15 protein-coding genes and 1 pseudogene are annotated in these 16,606 nt (G+C 72.0%); 7 read left to right on the top strand and 9 right to left on the bottom strand.

Translation table 11 applies throughout. The annotated features are described in order from the left end of the window. Nucleotides 1-65 precede the first annotated feature (65 nt). Nucleotides 66-686 (bottom strand): TetR/AcrR family transcriptional regulator, encoded by a 621-nt coding sequence (locus N5875_RS27510; protein WP_318211402.1) that lies wholly within the window; start codon nt 684-686, stop codon nt 66-68. Nucleotides 687-866: 180 nt separating this feature from the next. Between N5875_RS27510 and ddaH the strand changes: the two genes are divergently transcribed. Together ddaH and N5875_RS27500 are read left to right on the top strand one after the other, a co-directional pair. After that, nucleotides 867-1,697: a dimethylargininase gene (ddaH, locus tag N5875_RS27505; RefSeq protein ID WP_338496802.1), complete on the top strand. Its 831-nt coding sequence runs from the start codon at nt 867-869 to the stop codon at nt 1,695-1,697. Between the two features lie 218 nt (nt 1,698-1,915). Continuing rightward, the gene (locus tag N5875_RS27500; RefSeq protein ID WP_338496799.1) at nt 1,916-2,224 is read left to right on the top strand and encodes a hypothetical protein; all 309 of its coding nucleotides are present in this window, start codon (nt 1,916-1,918) and stop codon (nt 2,222-2,224) included. Between the two features lie 13 nt (nt 2,225-2,237). On the opposite strand, the gene N5875_RS27495 is transcribed toward N5875_RS27500, so the two are convergent. Further along, on the bottom strand, nt 2,238-3,221 hold the full coding sequence (locus N5875_RS27495) for a small ribosomal subunit Rsm22 family protein (protein ID WP_318211404.1): 984 nt from the start codon (nt 3,219-3,221) through the stop codon (nt 2,238-2,240). 86 nt (nt 3,222-3,307) lie between these two features. Then, nucleotides 3,308-4,606: a Bcr/CflA family multidrug efflux MFS transporter gene (locus N5875_RS27490; RefSeq protein ID WP_338499280.1), complete on the bottom strand. Its 1,299-nt coding sequence runs from the start codon at nt 4,604-4,606 to the stop codon at nt 3,308-3,310. A gap of 121 nt (nt 4,607-4,727) precedes the next feature. On the opposite strand from N5875_RS27490, the gene N5875_RS27485 reads away from it, so the two are divergent. Beyond that, nucleotides 4,728-5,750, top strand: a complete 1,023-nt coding sequence (locus N5875_RS27485; protein ID WP_338496796.1) for a Gfo/Idh/MocA family oxidoreductase — start codon at nt 4,728-4,730, stop codon at nt 5,748-5,750. On the opposite strand, the gene N5875_RS27480 is transcribed toward N5875_RS27485, so the two are convergent. Continuing rightward, nucleotides 5,737-7,377 carry an alkaline phosphatase D family protein gene (locus N5875_RS27480; RefSeq protein WP_338496793.1) on the bottom strand — a complete coding sequence of 547 codons (1,641 nt, stop codon included), beginning with the start codon at nt 7,375-7,377 and terminating at the stop codon, nt 5,737-5,739. The two genes, N5875_RS27485 and N5875_RS27480, sit on opposite strands and share 14 nt — an antisense overlap. Before the next feature lie 102 nt (nt 7,378-7,479). On the opposite strand from N5875_RS27480, the gene N5875_RS27475 reads away from it, so the two are divergent. Next, the gene (locus N5875_RS27475; RefSeq protein WP_318211407.1) at nt 7,480-8,256 is read left to right on the top strand and encodes an SDR family oxidoreductase; all 777 of its coding nucleotides are present in this window, start codon (nt 7,480-7,482) and stop codon (nt 8,254-8,256) included. A gap of 109 nt (nt 8,257-8,365) precedes the next feature. On the opposite strand, the gene N5875_RS27470 is transcribed toward N5875_RS27475, so the two are convergent. Together N5875_RS27470 and N5875_RS27465 are read right to left on the bottom strand one after the other, a co-directional pair. Beyond that, nucleotides 8,366-8,689, bottom strand: coding sequence for a nuclear transport factor 2 family protein (locus tag N5875_RS27470; RefSeq protein ID WP_318211408.1), 324 nt, complete (start codon nt 8,687-8,689; stop codon nt 8,366-8,368). Between the two features lie 150 nt (nt 8,690-8,839). Then, nucleotides 8,840-9,931, bottom strand: a complete 1,092-nt coding sequence (locus N5875_RS27465) for an excalibur calcium-binding domain-containing protein (RefSeq protein WP_338496790.1) — start codon at nt 9,929-9,931, stop codon at nt 8,840-8,842. 168 nt (nt 9,932-10,099) lie between these two features. Here N5875_RS27465 and N5875_RS27460 point away from each other — a divergent pair, with 168 nt between their 5' ends. Next, the gene (locus N5875_RS27460) at nt 10,100-10,546 is read left to right on the top strand and encodes a hypothetical protein (protein WP_318211410.1); all 447 of its coding nucleotides are present in this window, start codon (nt 10,100-10,102) and stop codon (nt 10,544-10,546) included. A gap of 100 nt (nt 10,547-10,646) precedes the next feature. Here N5875_RS27460 and N5875_RS27455 read toward each other — a convergent pair whose 3' ends face one another. Both N5875_RS27455 and N5875_RS27450 read right to left on the bottom strand, forming a co-directional pair. Next, nucleotides 10,647-11,357, bottom strand: coding sequence for a response regulator transcription factor (locus N5875_RS27455; RefSeq protein ID WP_338496788.1), 711 nt, complete (start codon nt 11,355-11,357; stop codon nt 10,647-10,649). Then, a complete protein-coding gene (locus N5875_RS27450; RefSeq protein ID WP_338496786.1) occupies nt 11,354-12,610 on the bottom strand; it encodes a histidine kinase in 1,257 nt (418 codons plus the stop codon). The genes N5875_RS27455 and N5875_RS27450 overlap by 4 nt, the downstream gene beginning before the upstream one ends. Before the next feature lie 208 nt (nt 12,611-12,818). On the opposite strand from N5875_RS27450, the gene N5875_RS27445 reads away from it, so the two are divergent. Continuing rightward, on the top strand, nt 12,819-13,922 hold the full coding sequence (locus N5875_RS27445; RefSeq protein ID WP_338499278.1) for a serine hydrolase domain-containing protein: 1,104 nt from the start codon (nt 12,819-12,821) through the stop codon (nt 13,920-13,922). Nucleotides 13,923-14,930: 1,008 nt separating this feature from the next. On the opposite strand, the gene N5875_RS27440 is transcribed toward N5875_RS27445, so the two are convergent. Beyond that, nucleotides 14,931-15,392: a VOC family protein gene (locus tag N5875_RS27440; RefSeq protein ID WP_318211413.1), complete on the bottom strand. Its 462-nt coding sequence runs from the start codon at nt 15,390-15,392 to the stop codon at nt 14,931-14,933. 125 nt (nt 15,393-15,517) lie between these two features. On the opposite strand from N5875_RS27440, the pseudogene N5875_RS27435 reads away from it, so the two are divergent. Next, a pseudogene (locus tag N5875_RS27435) lies at nt 15,518-16,459 on the top strand (YafY family protein); the annotation flags it as partial. Nucleotides 16,460-16,606: the final 147 nt, after the last annotated feature.

Here is a 16,606-nt window from a genome sequence, read left to right as displayed (position 1 = left end):
CCATCCTGCGCCCTGGGTGACCGGAGTGCGGAACCGGGGTGTGGAACCGGTGTGCGAGGGACGTTTCAGACCCTCGGCGCGAGGCCGCGCAGGGCGAGGTCGACGAGGCTGTCGGCGTAGGCGTGGGTCAGCGGCAGGGTGCGGTGGAGCCAGCGGTGGTGGAGCGGTCCGACGAGGAGTTCGAGGGCGATCCGGGGGTCGATGTCGGGGTCCACGTCGCCGGTGGCCTGGGCCGCCTCGATGCGGCGGGCGTAGTACTGGAGCTGCGGTTCGAGGAGTGCCTCGGTGAAGCGGGCGCCGAGCTCGGGGTCGACGATGCCCTCGGCGGCGAGCGCGCGGGTGGGGGCGTCGAAGGCGGGGTCGTTCATCTCGTCGACGGTGGCGCGCAGGACGTACTTGAGGTCGGCGGCGAGGTCGCCGGTGTCGGGGATCTCACTGTCGGCGTCGCCGCCGAGGGCCTCGTTGGCCCGCGCGGCGAGGTCGAGGAAGGCGTCGAGGAGGACGGCGGCCTTGGAGGGCCACCAGCGGTAGATGGTCTGCTTGCCGACCCCGGCGCGGGCGGCGATGCCCTCGATGGTGGTCTTCGCGTAGCCGGTCTCGGAGACGAGGGCGAGGGCGGCGTCGAAGATGGCGCGGCGGGAGCGCTCGCTGCGGCGGGAGGCGTCGGGGGCCTTGGTGTCGGACATGGGGCCCAATCTAGCAGCGTACGAGACGCCACGTCTCGCGAGTCATGGCCAGAGCCGAACCACCCGAACGGTCCACAGCGCGCCGGGCCCGGAAGGCGGACCATGGGGTCACCGATCCGGCGGATCACTCCGACCTTCACCCGCCGGTGCCTCTGCCGGCCCGTCCGTGAGGAGCCCTCATTGCGCACCACTCCGCGCACGTCCTCGCCCCGCCGTTATCTGATGTGCCCACCCGCGCACTTCACGGTGACGTACTCCATCAACCCCTGGATGGACCCCACGAAACCGGTCGACCTGCCGCTCGCCCTCGCCCAGTGGGAGGACCTGCGCGACCGCTACCGCGCCCTCGGCCACACCGTCGACCTGCTCGACCCCGACCCGGCGCTGCCGGACATGGTCTTCGCGGCGAACGGCGCCACCGTCGTCGACGGGCGGGTCCTCGGAGCGAAGTTCGCCCACGCGGAGCGCGCGGCCGAGGCCGGGGCGCATCTGGCCTGGTTCCGAGTAAACGGTTGGGCAGCCGACGCCGTACGGGCTCCGGAGCACGTCAACGAGGGCGAGGGGGACTTCGCCGTCACCGCCTCCTGGATCCTCGCCGGGCGCGGCTTCCGCTCCAGCCCGCTCTCGCACGACGAGGCGCAGGAGTTCTTCGGCCGACCGGTGATCGGCCTCGAACTGGTGGACCCGCGGTACTACCACCTGGACACGGCGCTGTGCGTCCTGGACGACGCCGCCGACGAGGTCATGTACTACCCGGACGCGTTCTCCCCCGGCAGCCGCGCGGTGCTCGCCCGGCTCTTCCCCGACGCCCTGATCGCGACGGCCGAGGACGCGGCGGCCCTCGGCCTGAACGCGGTCAGCGACGGACGGAACGTCCTCCTCCCCCAAGCGGCGGTGGGCCTCTTCGACCCCCTGCGGCAGCGGGGCTTCGAGCCGATCGGCATGGACCTGGGCGAACTCCTCAAGGGCGGCGGCAGCGTGAAGTGCTGCACCCAGGAGCTGCGGCCCTAGGGTCGACGGCGCTCGCCCGCCTCCGTAAAGTGCCCCTCCTGGTCTGCGGAACATCGGAAACGTGACTTCGGGGGGGCATTTTCGGTGGGTACGCACAGGAACCACCGATACGTTCGCGCCGCGGTCGCTGTCACGGCGGCGGCCGCCGCCGTGCTCCTCGCGACCGGATGCCAGAGCCAGGGCGGGCGCGTGTGCACCCTGATCGGCGCCGATCGGGGGTGACCGTCACCTGGCAGCCCGGCGACTTCCCCGCCGGGGCCCACTACCGGCTCTGCGTCGACGGGACCTGCCAAGAGCGCCGGGACGCGGCCTTCCTCAACCTGGACATGCCCGAGGTCACCGGTGAGAAGCAGGTGACGGTACGCCTCGTGGTCACCGACCCGGCAGCCTCCCATCGCACGGTCTACGACCGCAGCGCCCCGTTCACCCTGCGCAGGCACGCGCCCAACGGCGAGGGCTGCGGACCGGTCGTCTGGTCGACCGGTGTCCGCGCCGACCCGGTACGCGGCCTGGTCTCCCCCGTCTGACCGGGCCGGACTCTCAGCCCTCGTCCTCCGGCGGCCAGGAGTCGCCCCACTCGGCGTCGCGGGCCTGCTTGTACAGGGAGCCGTGGCGCTTGGTGACCGTCTCGCGGGCCAGTCCGTCCGGGCCGCACAGTTCGAGGAGGACCAGGCCCTTGCGGATCTGCGGCCTGCGGGTGATCCGGGAGGCCGCCGGAGCCGGCGGGAAGCGGGTCGCCGCCACGTAGCTGTACTTCTCGTCCTCGTACGGCAGCGAACCGCCCTTCACCTTCCGGTGCAGCGAGGAACGGCTGACCCGGGCCGAGAAGTGGCACCAGTCCGTGCCCGGCACGATCGGGCAGGCCCCGCTGTGCGGGCAGGGCGCGGCGACCGTGAATCCGGCCTCGATCAGCAGGGTGCGGGCGGCGATGATCCGCTCGTAGCCGTCGGGGGTGCCGGGCTCGACGATCACGACCGTCTGCGCGGCACGCGCCGCCTCGGTCACGAGGGCGGCCCGGTCGGCCTCGGTCAGCTCCTTGAGCACGTACGAGACGGTGACGAGGTCCGTGTCGGCGAGCCGCAGCGCGCCACCGATCCTGGCCGTGCGCCACTCGGCGTCCAGGGCCCCGGCGGCGAGCTCGCGCCCGAGGGCGAGGGCCGGCTCGGCCCAGTCCAGGACGGTGGTGCGGGGCGGCTGCTCCTCCCAGGCCTCGGCGACGGCCCAGCTCGCCGCGCCCGTACCGCCGCCGACGTCGGTGTGGGTACGCGGCTCCCAGTCGGGCGCTGCCTCGCGCAGGGCGTCGAGGGCGCCCCGTACCGCCTCGAAGGTCGCCGGCATCCGGTACGCGGCGTACGCGGCGACGTCGGAGCGGTCGCGCAGCACGGGGGTGTCCGTCGGGGTGGTCCCCCGGTAGTTGGCGATCAGCCGGTCGACGGCCTGGGCGGCCTGCTTGGGCGGCAGCCCGTCGAGGAGCCCGGCGAGGGCGGCGCGCAGGGAGTCGGCGGAGGGAGCGGAGGCGTTCACCGAGACAGTCTAGGCGGCGGCACGTCCAGCCCCGGCGGCCCGGAGTCGGCGGCCCCGCGAGCCCGGCATGGTCCGAAAGACAGGCCCTAGGGGTTCGTGGGCGCCGCGCCCGACCTTCCCTGCCGCCACGGCCTGCACAGGCCCAGGAAGCAGGCCACGGCCAGGACCGCGCAGGTCAGCTGGACGACCGCCATCGGGACGGCGGTGTGTTCGCCGGCGATGCCGACGAGCGGGGAGGCGACGGCGCCGATAAGGAACGACGTCGTGCCGAGCAGCGCGGACGCGGAGCCGGCCGCGTGCGGGGTGCGCATCAGGGCCTGGGCGTTGGTGTTCGGCATGGCGAGGCCCATCGCGGACATCAGGACGAAGAGTCCGGCCGCGATCGGCACGAGCCCGACCTTCCCGAAGACGCCGCTGGTCATGAGGAGCAGCGCGAGGGAGGAGACGAGGATGATCCCGAGGCCCCAGCCGAGCGCCTTGTCGAGGCTGACGCGGCCGACGAGCAGCTTGCCGTTGACCTGGCCGACGGCGACGAGGCCGATGGAGTTGAGGCCGAAGAGCAGGCTGAAGGTCTGCGGCGAGGCCCCGTAGATCTCCTGGACGACGAACGGCGAGGCCGAGATGTACGCGAAGAGGGCGGCGAAGGCGAGCCCGCCGGTCAGCATGTACCCGGCGAAGACGCGGTCGGCGAGCAGCCCCTTCATGGTGCGCAGGGCCTGGCCGACCCCGCCCTCGTGGCGCCGCTCGGGCGGCAGCGTCTCGCCGAGGAAGCGCCAGACGACGAGGGTGAGGAGGATGCCGATGACGGTGAGGACGTGGAAGACGCCCCGCCAGTCGGTGATCCGCAGGATCTGGCCGCCGATGAGGGGCGCGATGATCGGGGCGACGCCGGAGATCAGCATCAGGGTGGAGAAGAACCGGGCCATCTCCACGCCGTCGTACAGGTCGCGGACGACCGCGCGGGCGATGACGATGCCGGCGGCGCCGGCGAGGCCCTGGAGCAGCCGGAAGCCGATGAGCGTCTCGGCGGTGGGGGCGAGGGCGCAGACGGCGGTGGCGAGGACGTACACGATCATGCCGATGAGCAGCGGGCGGCGACGGCCCCACTTGTCGCTCATGGGGCCGACGACGAGCTGGCCGAGGGCCATGCCGGCGAGGCAGGCGGTGAGGGTGAGCTGGACGGTGGCGGCGGGGGCGTTCAGCGCGCCGGTGACCTCGGGCAGGGCCGGGAGGTACATGTCCATGGAGAGCGGGGGCAGTGCGGTGAGCCCACCGAGGACGAGGGTGACGAGGAGCCCGGTGCGCCGGGTGGTCGCCTGACCGGTCGGCTCGGGGGCTCTTTCGGTTATGTGTCCTTGTGTTGTCTTCTGGCCGCTCTCCGGCATCGACCGCTCCATTTCGTTGAATCCTTGCCTATGCTCTCAGCTCGACAGGCATGGTCGAGACCTCTGCGGATCGAGGGGGATCGATGGGACAGATGGGAACGGGTGGGGACGGGTGGGGAACATGGGTGACACGGTGCGCTGGGGAATCCTGGCGACGGGCGGCATAGCGGAGCGGTTCGTCACGGACCTGCGGACGCTCGACGGTGCGGAGATCGTCGCGGTGGCGTCCCGTACGGAGGCGTCCGCCAAGGCCTTCGCGGACCGGTTCGGCATCCCTCGGGCGTACGGCGACTGGGACGGGCTCTTCGCCGACGAGGACGTCGACGTGGTGTACGTGGCGACCCCGCACCACGCACACCGGGAGGCGGCCGGCCGCGCCCTGGAGGCGGGCAAGGCGGTGCTCTGCGAGAAGGCTCTCACGCTCAACGCCCGCGAGGCAGAGGAACTCGTCACCCTGTCCCGGGACCGTGGCCTCTTCCTGATGGAGGCCATGTGGATGTACTGCAACCCGCTGGTCCGGCGCCTCGCGGAGCTCGTCCGCGGCGGGGCGATCGGCGAGATCAGGACCGTACAGGCGGACTTCGGGCTCGCGGGCCCGTTCGCGGCGGACCACCGGCTGCGGAACCCGGCGGTGGGCGGCGGGGCGCTGCTCGACCTGGGCGTGTACCCGGTGTCGTTCGCGCAGCTGCTGCTCGGTGAGCCGGACACGGTCCACGCGCACGCGCTGCTCTCACCGGAGGGCGTCGACCTGAACACCGGGATGCTGCTCGGCTGGTCGGACTCGGGGGCGTCGGCGCTGCTGTCCTGCTCGATCGACGCGGACACCCCGCTGACGGCCTCGGTGACGGGCTCGCTGGGCCGGATCGACGTCCCGCGCGGCTTCTTCTACCCCGACCGCTTCACCCTGCACCGCAACGGCCACGAGCCGGAGGAGTTCGTGTCGGACGACGACCCCCACGCCCTCCGGCACGAGGCCGCCGAGGTCATGCGCTGCCTGCGGGCGGGCGGGACGGAGTCCCCGCTCGTCCCCCTCGAAGGCTCGCTCGCGGTGATGCGGACGCTCGACGCGGTACGGGACCGCATCGGCGTCCGCTATCCCCAGGAGACCGCCGTACCCCAGGAGGCTCTGGTCACGCAGGCTTGAGGCCCGGGTCGCCCGCCTCCGTGACGAACGAGGCGGCCGTGGTGACGGGAGCGCCCTGGGTCGTCACGTACGGCACCGTACGGAAGTCGGCCCGTGCGGACTCCTCGCCGAGCGCGACCGTCACATAGCCGCGCCGCCCGTTGAAGAACCTCAGGTGCGGGTTGGCCTGCATGAGCTTGTCGTAGTTCGACGGACGGTCGGCGCCGTCCTTGCCGCTGCTGATCGAGGTGGCGACGATCTCGGTGCCGACGGTCCGCGAGGCCGGGTCGCGGAAGTCGGCCTTGATGTCGAGGCCGTAGCCGACGTGGACGTCCCCGGTGAGCACCATCAGGTTCTCGACCCCGGCGGCGTCGGCACCGGCGAGGAGCCGCTGCCGGGAGGCCGGGTAGCCGTCCCAGGAGTCCATGGACAGCTTGAAGTCGGCGGTGGCGCGGTCGCGGCGCTCGGCGAAGACGACCTGCTGCGGCAGGACGTTCCAGCGGGAGCGGGAGCCGCGCCAGCCGTCGAGCAGCCACCGCTCCTGCGTGGCGCCGGTCATCGTCCGCGCCGGGTTCTCGGACTCCGGGCCCGGGACCTGCCAGCCGTCGCCGTACGCCTGGTCGGAGCGGTACTGGCGGGTGTCGAGGATGTCGAACTGGGCGAGGCGCCCGAAGCGCAGCCGACGGTAGAGCCGCATGTCGGGTCCCTGGGGCCGCTGGGGCGCGCGGAGCGGCTGGTGCTCCCAGTAGGCGCGGTAGGCGGCGGCGCGACGGAGCAGGAACTCCTCCGGCGGGACGCTGTTCTCGGGTGTGCCGCCCGCGTAGTTGTTCTCGGTCTCGTGGTCGTCCCAGGTGACGACGAAGGGGTGGGCGGCGTGCGCGGCGCGCAGGTCGGGGTCCGATTTGTAGAGCCCGTACCGGAGCCGGTAGTCGTCCAGGGTGAGCGTCTCGCGGTTGAAGACGGCCGGGATGGTCCGGTCGGTGTAGGCGCGGGCGCCGCCGGTGGCGTTGACGGCGTACTCGTAGAGGTAGTCGCCGAGGTGGAAGACGACGTCGACGTCCTCCTGCGCGAGGTGGCGGTAGGCCGTGAAGTAGCCGTCGTGGTACGCCTGGCAGGAGACGGCGGCGAGCTTGAGACCGGTGTTGCCGGCCCAGGGGGCGGGGGCGGTGCGGGTGCGGCCGACGGGGCTGGTCCAGTCGCCGACGCGGAAGCGGTAGAAGAACTCCCGGTCGGAGTCGAGGTGCTCGACCTCGACGTGGACGGTGTGGCTGAACTCCGGGTGGGCGGTGGCCCGGCCGCGGCGCACGGTCCGGGTGAAGCGCTCGTCGCGGGCGAGCTCCCAGTGGACCGAGACCCGCTCGGCGGGCAGGCCGCCGCCGGGCTCGAAGGGGCGGGGCGCGAGCCGGGTCCAGAGCAGGACGGAGCCGGGCAGCGGGTCGCCGGACGCCACACCGAGGGTGAACGGGTCCTCGGATATGCGCCGCCCGTCGAGCTCGGCCGCGGCCGCGGAGCCCGCGACCGGGAGCTGCGTGGCGAAGGCGAGCGCGGCGGCGGCCCCGGTGACGGTGAGGAACCGGCGGCGGCCCAAGTGGCGTGCGGCGGCGCGGAGTTCCTCGGAATGCTCGTGAACGTCGTGTACGCGGTTCATGTGCCCCTCCCCAGACGGATGCTGTCCGTCCGTCATTCGAGGGGGGCGGGGCGACCTCACGTTGTCGGGTACAGAACATCCACGTGTCGGGACGATGAGTTCATGGGGCACGCGTCTCGCGTACGCTGCGCGCCCATGAGCATCGCAGTGGTGACGGGAGCGGGATCGGGCATCGGCCGGAGTGTGGCCCTCGCCCTGGCGGCGGCAGGCTGGTCGGTGGCCCTGGCGGGCCGCCGGGCCGGCGCCCTGGAGGAGACGGCGGCGGCCTCACCGGACGGGGACTTCCTGACCGTCCCCACGGACGTGACCTCGGCGGAGGAGGTGGCGGCCCTCTTCACGGCGGTACGGGACCGCTACGGCCGCGTCGACCTGCTCTTCAACAACGCCGGTACGTTCGCGGGCGGCGGCGTCCCCGTCGAGGACCTGGACCCGGACACCTGGCGCGCGGTCGTCGACGTCAACCTGACGGGCGCGTTCCTCTGCGCCCAGGCGGCCTTCCGGTCCATGAAGGAGCAGGACCCGCAGGGCGGCCGGATCATCAACAACGGCTCGATCTCGGCCCACGTACCGCGCCCGCACTCGATCGCGTACACGGCGACGAAGCACGCGATGACGGGCCTGACGAAGTCCCTGTCGCTCGACGGACGCCCGTACCGGATCGCCTGCGGACAGCTCGACATCGGCAACGCGGCGACGGAGATGACGGCCCGCATGCAGACCGGCATCCTCCAGGCCAACGGCGAACTGGCGGCGGAACCGGTGATGGACGCGGCGGACGTGGCGGCGACGGTGGTGCACATGGCGGCACTGCCGCTGGAGGCGAACGTACAGTTCGCGACGGTGATGGCGACGACGATGCCGTACATCGGGCGGGGGTGACCCGCCCGACGGACGGACAGCCGGACGGACAGCCGGGCGCACGGACTCCCCCGGACGCACGGACGGACGGGCGCACGGACTCCCCCGTGCGCCCGGACTGCGGACGGTGTCAGGCCTGACCGGTCTCGAAGCGAGAGACCTTTCCGCCCTCGACGACGAAGTGCCAACGGGTCTTCATCTCGCCCCAGGTGTCGTTCCGGAACCGGGCGACGAGATCGAGCCCGCCGCCCTTCTCGGACTCGATCTCCATGTGCCCGCGCGAGGAGAAGATCTCCCGCTCGGTCCACTCGGACAGGTCCCGCTCGGACCCGTCGTCGGACATGGTCGCACCGGGAGTAAGAGCCTCCCGGAAAGCCGTCTGGTCATTGGCGTTGAGGGCCGCGACGAACGCACGCACGGCCGGGTCGGTGAGCCGCTCCACGGGAATGGTCATGCCCTACCCGTACACCTCACCGGGCCCCCGGCGCGTGTCGCACGCCGAAGGGACCCGGCAGGCTGCCCCGGATGACCGATACCGACCGGGCCGGCCGAGTCGGATTCGGGCCGAGGCGGGCGGGCCGAGGCAGGGAGGCGGGGCGGGCCGTCAGGACCAGTCGCAGGCCTTGCCGTCGTTGTCCCGGTCGAGGCCCGAGCGGTAGCCGGGCTGGCCTCGGTAGATCGGGGCCTTGCCGGCGGCGCGGACGGCGTCGCAGTTCTTGTAGTAGGCGAGGCCGCCGCCCGAACCGCCGGAGTCGCCCGAACCGTCCGAACCGCCGGAGCCGCCGTCGGTGCCGCCGTGGCGGTCGGGGTCCGGGTCCGGGTCCCCGTACAGGCGGGCGTAGTCCTCGCTCGGGCAGGACAGACCGGGCCGGGCCAGGGAGAGGCGTACGGACATGTGGGCCGGGCGCTCCACGTCCTCGCCCGCCTCCGGGCTCTGGAAGCAGATCCGCCAGTCCTCGTGACGGGCGCTCAGCTCCACGTCCGTGTACACACTGGCGCCCCGGATCTCCGTGAGGCCCACCTCGCGGAGCTCGGCCGAGCCCTTCGCGAAGGTCTTGCCGACGACGTTCGGCACCTTGGGGAAGACGACGGCCTCGCCGTCCCGCGCCGGGCACGGACTGCTCTTCTCGACGACGGCGAACTCGATCCTGATCCGCCGCCCCTTCTCGGTCGTGGCCGTCTCCCCGGCCGCCGGCTCCTGGAAGCAGACCTTCCAGTTGCCGTCCACGAGCTGCATCTTGTCGTCCTCGGTCGCGTCGTGCGACCGCGCCCGGAACCCGGCCTCGTACGCGGCCCGGGACGCCGCCTCCAGGTTCTGTCCCCGGTAGTCGGCCACGACCCGCCGCACGGTGGGGGTCGGCGTGGGCGTCGGCCGGGTGTACGGGGCGAACGCCGTCGGGCGCGTGCCGGCCGAGGGCTTCGCGCCCGCGACCGCTGGCTCGTCCGCCGGCGGATCACTCGTACCCACCGCCACGAACCAGACGCCCGACAGGACGGTGGCGAGCACCTTCCGGCCCGGCGACCACCGGGTCCACCAGGCCAGCACGATGCCCACCGGGGGCATCACGACCAGGCAGAAGACGACGAACCCGGGCCGCCGCCACCAGCGTTCCCCGGCCGGCGCGTTCGCCGGTCCGCCACTCCCCGCCTTGCCGAGCGAAACGCCCGACCCACTCTGATCCCGATCCTGCTCCACGGCGCGCGGAACCTGCCCCTCCCTGACGACTTCTCAGCGCCACACAGCCTATGACCTGCGTGTTCGCTGGCACCGGGCAGGGCCGTACGGGCACTGTCCGGCATGACCACAGCACGCGATCCACCGAACACATGCAACCCACGCAACCCACGTAGCCCAGGAGGAGCGATGTCGAACGCCGGCAAGGTCGTCAAGCTGTACGCGAAGGGGGCCCCGGTCGGGGTCGAGGACGGAGCCGTCGTCGGCTTCCTCGTCGACCCGACCCGAGCCGGGGAGTGGCTGATCACCCGGGAGGACGAGGGCTTCCGGCTCACCGCCAAGGGGACGGAGGAGACCATCGCCTCGGAGGGCCCCGAGCGCGCACCCGTCGTCGTCCGCCCCGACGACTCCCCCGCCTCCGTCTGGCGCTTCCAGCGCGTCGACGGCGACGGCGACACCCTCGCGCTCACCACGATCACCTCGCTCGCCGACCTCCGGGACGGCACGTACGTGATCGACCAGAACGGTCTGGCCCTCGGCCGCGACCTGTTCGAGGACCGCTCCCTGCTCCCGAAGCGCATCTTCGTCCGTACGGACGACCGGGACCCTCAGTGGACGGTCGAGGTCCTCGCCTGAGCCCGTGGGCCGCACCCACCCGCCCGGGAGGGACCGGCCAGGGGACGCACCTGGCCGGTCCCTCCAGGGCCCCGGGCCCGGGAACGCGCCGCACGCCGCGTCAGCCGGTGAACCCGGGCACCACCAGACCGGACTCGTACGCGATGACCACCGCGTGGGTCCGGTTCTGCGCGCCCAGCTTGGTCAGCACGTTCCCGACGTGCGTCTTCACCGTCTCCAGGCTCACCGTCAAGGACTCCGCGATCTCCGGGTTGGAAAGCCCGGTGGCCATCAGCCGCAACACCTCTTCCTCCCGCCCCGTCAGCGCCGCCCTCGGCAGCGCCGCTGCGGAGTCCAGCGGACGGGCGGCGACCATCCGCCGCAGTGCCGTCGGGAAGAGGATCGCCTCCCCCGCCGCCACCACCCGGACGGCCTCCGCGATCTGCCGGACCGGGAACCGCTTGAGCACGAACCCGGCGGCACCCGCGCTGAGCGCGGCGGTGACGTAGTCGTCGTTCTCGAAGGTGGTGATGACGACGACCTTCGGCGGAACGGTCGGGTCGGCTGATTCGTCTGATTCGGCTGATTCGGCAAGGAGTTGCCGGGTGGCCTCGATCCCGTTGCGGCGGGGCATCCGTACGTCCATCAGCACCACGTCCGGACGCAGCCGCCGCGCCCGCTCGACCGCCTCCACGCCGTCGGCAGCCTCCCCGACCACCTCGATCCCCGGCTGCGCGGCAAGCAGGGTACGCAGACCGCTGCGGGTCACCTCGTCGTCGTCCGCGATCAGGAGGGTCGTGACGGTTTCGCCGACGTCGGAGCGGCCGGTCATGCCGACAACCGTACGGGCAACCTGACCGCCAGCCGCCAGTGCCCCGGCCCGTCCGGACCGGCCTCGATCTCCCCGTGCAGCAGTCGCACACGCTCGACGAGACCCGGCAGGCCGTGCCCGGAGGTGGGGAAGGCCTTCCGACGGCCCGGACCCTCGCCCGGACCCGCGCCCGGATCCGTACCGACCCCGGTCTCGTTGACCACTCCCAGCTCAAGAACCTCCGGTCCGGCCGCCACGCGGACCTGGATCGGGCCGCCGGCTCCGTGCCGCATGGCGTTCGTCAGCCCTTCCTGAAGGATCCGGTACGCCGCCCGGGACAGCGTCCCCTGCACCTGCGCCAGATCCCCCGACCCGTCCCACTCCACCACCGCGCCCGCGTGCCGCACCCGATCGAGCAGATCGGGCAGATCCGCCAGGGCGCGGGTCGGTGCCGTCTCGGCCTCCTGCTCGCGCAGCACGCCGAGCACGTAGTCCAGGTCTTCGAGCGCGGCCCGGGCCGACTCCTCGACGCTGCGCAGGGCGGCCCGCGCGGCCACCGGGTCGGCCGCCATCAGCTCGCCCGCGACAGCGGCCTGGATCGTGGTCGTCGTCAGGGTGTGCCCGATGGAGTCGTGCAACTCGTGGGCCAGCCGGTTGCGTTCGGCCAGACGCAGCTCCCGCTCGGCCGCGAGGGCGAGCCGCTCGGCCGTCGACGGCCCGAGCAGCCTCGGCGCGGACCACCGCAGGGCGTTCGTGACCAGCACGCAGACGGCTGCCGCGAGCAGCAGACAGCCGAGCGCCACCGCCCAGCTCTGCCAGCCGTCGTCCACCCGTACCGACCGGCCGAACAGGCTCAGCTCGAACTCGGCATCGAGCCAGCCTCCCGGGAGGGCCAGGGCCACGAAGAACAGCAGACCGCTCGCGAGCGCACCCGTCCAGCCGAGTGCCACATGCAGCAGCAGCCAGAGAGGAGTCCGCCGGCGGTCGACGACGGACTGCAGGGCGGCCGGGGTCGGCAATGCCACCCTCAGCATCCGACGGGCGGAAAGGATCAGCACGCGCCGCGTGGTGCGGGCGAGGCCGACCAGGCCGATCAGTGCCGCCCAGACGAGCAGGACCATGACGACCTGCACACCCTCGGGGGCGGATCGCCACGCCAATGCCGGGAGCAGCGCGAAGGAGAGCAGGGGAAGGCTGGCCAGAACGGCGCTGTAGGCGAACAACGCTCCCGAGTACGTGGAGCGGCGCAGCAGCGGCCGAAGTCCTTTGATCATAATCGGCCAGTATGTACGGGCGGTTCACGAGCGGCCTCCCCCGATCGGGGGAGCGAGATCTCCCGCCTTCCCGCGATGCGCTTCCAGACCCTGGAAATCATGATCGTGTCCTGCCCGATCGACGGAAGGACAGCTGATGAACACGCAAGCCATGAAGACGTCGAGGTTCCGCTTCTCCCGGCGGCAGGCGGGAGGCCGATGCGGAGGAGTGGCCGCCGCGGCGGCGGTGGTCGTCGCCGTGATGACGGCGGGCGTCCTGGCGCCGCCCTCGGCGTTCGCAGCCCCGAAGCACGACACCGTCCAGCAGGGCCTGAACGCCCTGGTGCGCGACGGTCAGCCCGCCGCGCTGGCGAGCGTCAAGGACAGTGAGGGCCGCACGCGTACCTATACCGCCGGGGTCGGTGATCTGGCGACCGGCGCGAAGGTGCCGAGGGACGGTCAGGTGCGGATCGGCAGCAATACGAAGACGTTCACGGCGGTGGTCGTCCTGCAATTGGTCGGCGAGGGAAGGATCGATCTCGACGCGGACGTCGACACGTATCTTCCGGGCCTGGTACGCGGGGAGGGAATCGACGGGCGGCAGATCACCGTACGTCAGCTCCTGCAGCACACGAGCGGGATTCCCGAGTACGGGAAGGACATCAGTGACGACGAACTCCCGTACCGGTACTTCGAACCCCGCGACCTGGTCGACATCGCGCTCAAGCACAAGGCCGAATTCGCGCCGGGGGAGAAGTGGAGTTACAGCAACACGAATTACGTACTGGCGGGCCTGATCATCCAGAAGGTCACCCATCGGCCGCTGGCCGAGGAGATCGACCGGCGCATCATCAAGAAGATCGGGCTGCGGCACACGTACTTCCCCACCGTCGGTGACAAGACGATCCGGGAACCCCATCCGAGGGGTTATCACAGGACGAAGGCGGGAGAGCCGCTGCGCGACTTCACGGAAATCGACCCGTCGGTGGCCTGGGCGGCGGGTCAGATGATCTCCACGAACTCCGATCTGAACCGGTTCTTCGACAAGCTCCTCGGCGGAGACAGCCTGCTCGCCGAGGCCCAGCGCGCGCAGATGCGCACCACCGTCCCCGTCGAGGGCACCCCGTTCCGCTACGGGCTGGGGCTCATGAGCAGGCCGCTGTCGTGCGGCGGCGTCTACTGGGGCCACGGGGGTGACATCGCGGGCTACGAGACCAGGGGCGGAGTCACGGACGCCGGCCGCGCAGCCAACGTCACGGTGACGAGCATCCCGACGGAGAAGGCGGCCATCAACGGCGTGCAGAAGGTCGTGGACACGGCTTTGTGCAGCTGAGAGGGGTCGGGGGGCGGGGCGGGCCTGGGGTGGGCCGACTGTGAGGGTGCGGGTGCGGCCGCCCTCTTTCCGAGTGTGGCGTCCTCCACCACCGCGTCAAGGGCGCTCCTTCGTCGCGTCGGCTTCGCCGATTCCGCTTCGCTCCACCCTTGACCCGGCGGCGGAGGCCGCCTTTTCACACTCGGAGGGCGGCCGAGGGCCGGGGCCACGCGGGGGCCTCGGGGGTGGTTGCGCGTCGTGGGCGGCGTGGGGCTGGTGGGTGGGGTGCGAGGCCGGGCATCGGCGGGGGCGTGTGTTGGCTGTGTGCCTGAGTGGGTGGGGGCTTGGTTCGTAGCTCGGGCCGGTGGGTGAAGTCCGGTGGGTTGGGGGTGCGCGGCAGTTGAATGGGGCGGCCCGGCTTGGCTCAGCGGGTTGCGGCCGGCGGTTGGCTGGGATTCAGGCCCCGCTGGTCCGTGTTCGTGGGTGGTGGGAGCGGTCGGCGTGAGTTTCTTGCACTTTCATCGCCCGATAAGGGTGATTCGCCCCCAATGAGGCTTAATCCGGGGCCTGTTACTTCGAGAAATGCAGAGTTACTCACGCCCCCACCCACCCGGAGTGACCAGCGGGGCCTGAAGCCCCGCCCCGGCCGACCTTCCGACGCTAAGCGTCGCCCCGCCGCCCCATTCAACAACCGCGCACCCCGACCGACGGGAACGCGCCCACCGGACCCCCACCACGAACCCAGCCCCCACCCACCGGCCGGCACACGCCCACGCCGAGCGGCCCCTGCCCGAAGCCCGGCGGTGACCCCGCCCCCTGGACCGCCCTCCGAGAGTGTCTTCGCTCCTGGAGGTGGTGGGTCAAGGGTGGCCGAAGGCCATCGCGCAGCGACGCGACGAAGGAGCGCCCTTGACGCACCACCGGAAGGAGCGACTCTCGGAAAGAGGGCGGTCCCACCCGCACCAAGGAAGTCGGCCCACCCCAAGGACCCCAAGGACCCGCACCCACCCGCACCCACCCACCCGCCCCTCAGTCCAGGCAGAACTCGTTCCCCTCCGGGTCGGCCATCACGATCCACCCGTCACTCATCGGCGGCTCCGGCTCGAAGCGGCGCAGCCGCTTCCCTCCCAGTGCCACCAGCCGTTCGCATTCGGCCTCCAGCGCCGCCATCCGTTCCTCCCCCTCCAGCCCAGGCGCCGCCCTGACATCGAGGTGCACCCGGTTCTTCGCCGTCTTGCCCTCCGGCACCTGCTGGAAGAACACCCGGGGCCCCTGACCCTCCGGGTCCTCCAGGGCCGATCGCGTGTTGCGCTCCTCCTCCGGTACGCCCAACTTCGCGAGGAACTCGTCCCACGCGGCCATCGGGTCGGCCCCCTCCGGCAGTTCGACTCCCGGCGGGCCCGGGTGGACGTACCCCAGTACGTCACGCCAGAAGGTCGACAGCGCCCCCGGGTCGTGCGCGTCGAACGTCACCTGGAATTGGCGGCTCATCGTGCTGCTCCATTCGTTGCGGTGTGAAGGGAGAGGTCGCGCAGCAGGCATACCTCGGTCCATGGATCCACCCTGACACCCGAGGCGGACAGGATCGGTCCGCCACCTCTGGCAGGCTGGCCCACATGGACGAGTTGGGTACGACCGAGCGGGTACTCGCCCTCCTCGGGCTGCTGCAACAGCGGCGCGCCTGGTCGGGGCCCGAGCTGGCCGGCCGGCTCGGCGTCACTCCGCGTACGGTGCGACGTGACGTCGAGCGGCTGCGCACGCTGGGCTATCCGGTGCACGCCGGTCAGGGAGTGGGCGGGGGCTACCGGCTGGGCCGGGGTCATGATCTGCCACCGCTCCTCCTCGACGACGAGGAGGCGATCGCGACCGCGGTCTCCCTGCTCGCCGGCGCGGCCGCGGGCACCGGCGATGCCGCGCTCCGGGCGCTGACCAAGCTGGACCAGGTGCTGCCGACCCGGTTGCGGCACGAGGTGCGCACCCTGTCCGGCTCGGTGGAGTTCTTCGCCACGGGCCGCACACCGGTCGACCCCGAGGTGCTCATGACGCTGGCCGGAGCCTGCCGCGAGGAGGTCGAGGTGGGCTTCGACTATCCCTCCAGAGCCACGCCACGGTCGCGCCGCGTCGAGCCCTACCGCCTGGTCGCCTCCGACCGGCGCTGGTACCTCCTCGCGTACGACCTCGACCGTGACGACTGGCGCACCTTCCGCGTGGACAGGATGACGACGGTGTCGGCCCGGACCTGGCGCTTCCGCCCCCGCGCGGCGCCGGACGCGGCGGAGTACGTACAGGAGGGGGTGACGAGCCGGGTGTACGCCCATCAGGCACGCTTCCTCGTCCACGCACCGGCGGACACGGTCCGGGCGCAGATCCCGGCGTCGGCTGCGGTCGTACGGGAACGGGGCGAGGACCGCTGCGAGGTGCTGAGCGGCGCGGCGAGTCTCGACCGCGTGCTCACGCACGTACTCCTCCTCGGGCACGAGTTCGAACTGCTCGATCCCCCTGAGCTCAGGGAGCGCTGCCGGGCTCTGGCGGAGAAGCTCCTGTCGGCCGCGGCGGCGGACGCGGCGGCGGACGCGGCGGCGGACGCGGCGGCGGCCACGCCGCGAGCGGACAACGGGCGGACGGAGGAACGAAGGGCGGACGGAGGAACGACGGGCGGGCAAACGAAAGAGGGTCGCGGTCCTCGCGTGGTCTCTCCATACACT

This window comes from Streptomyces sp. SJL17-4 (assembly GCF_036826855.1).
Taxonomy (GTDB): domain Bacteria; phylum Actinomycetota; class Actinomycetes; order Streptomycetales; family Streptomycetaceae; genus Streptomyces.
This window is presented reverse-complemented; position numbering and strand designations above follow the sequence as displayed.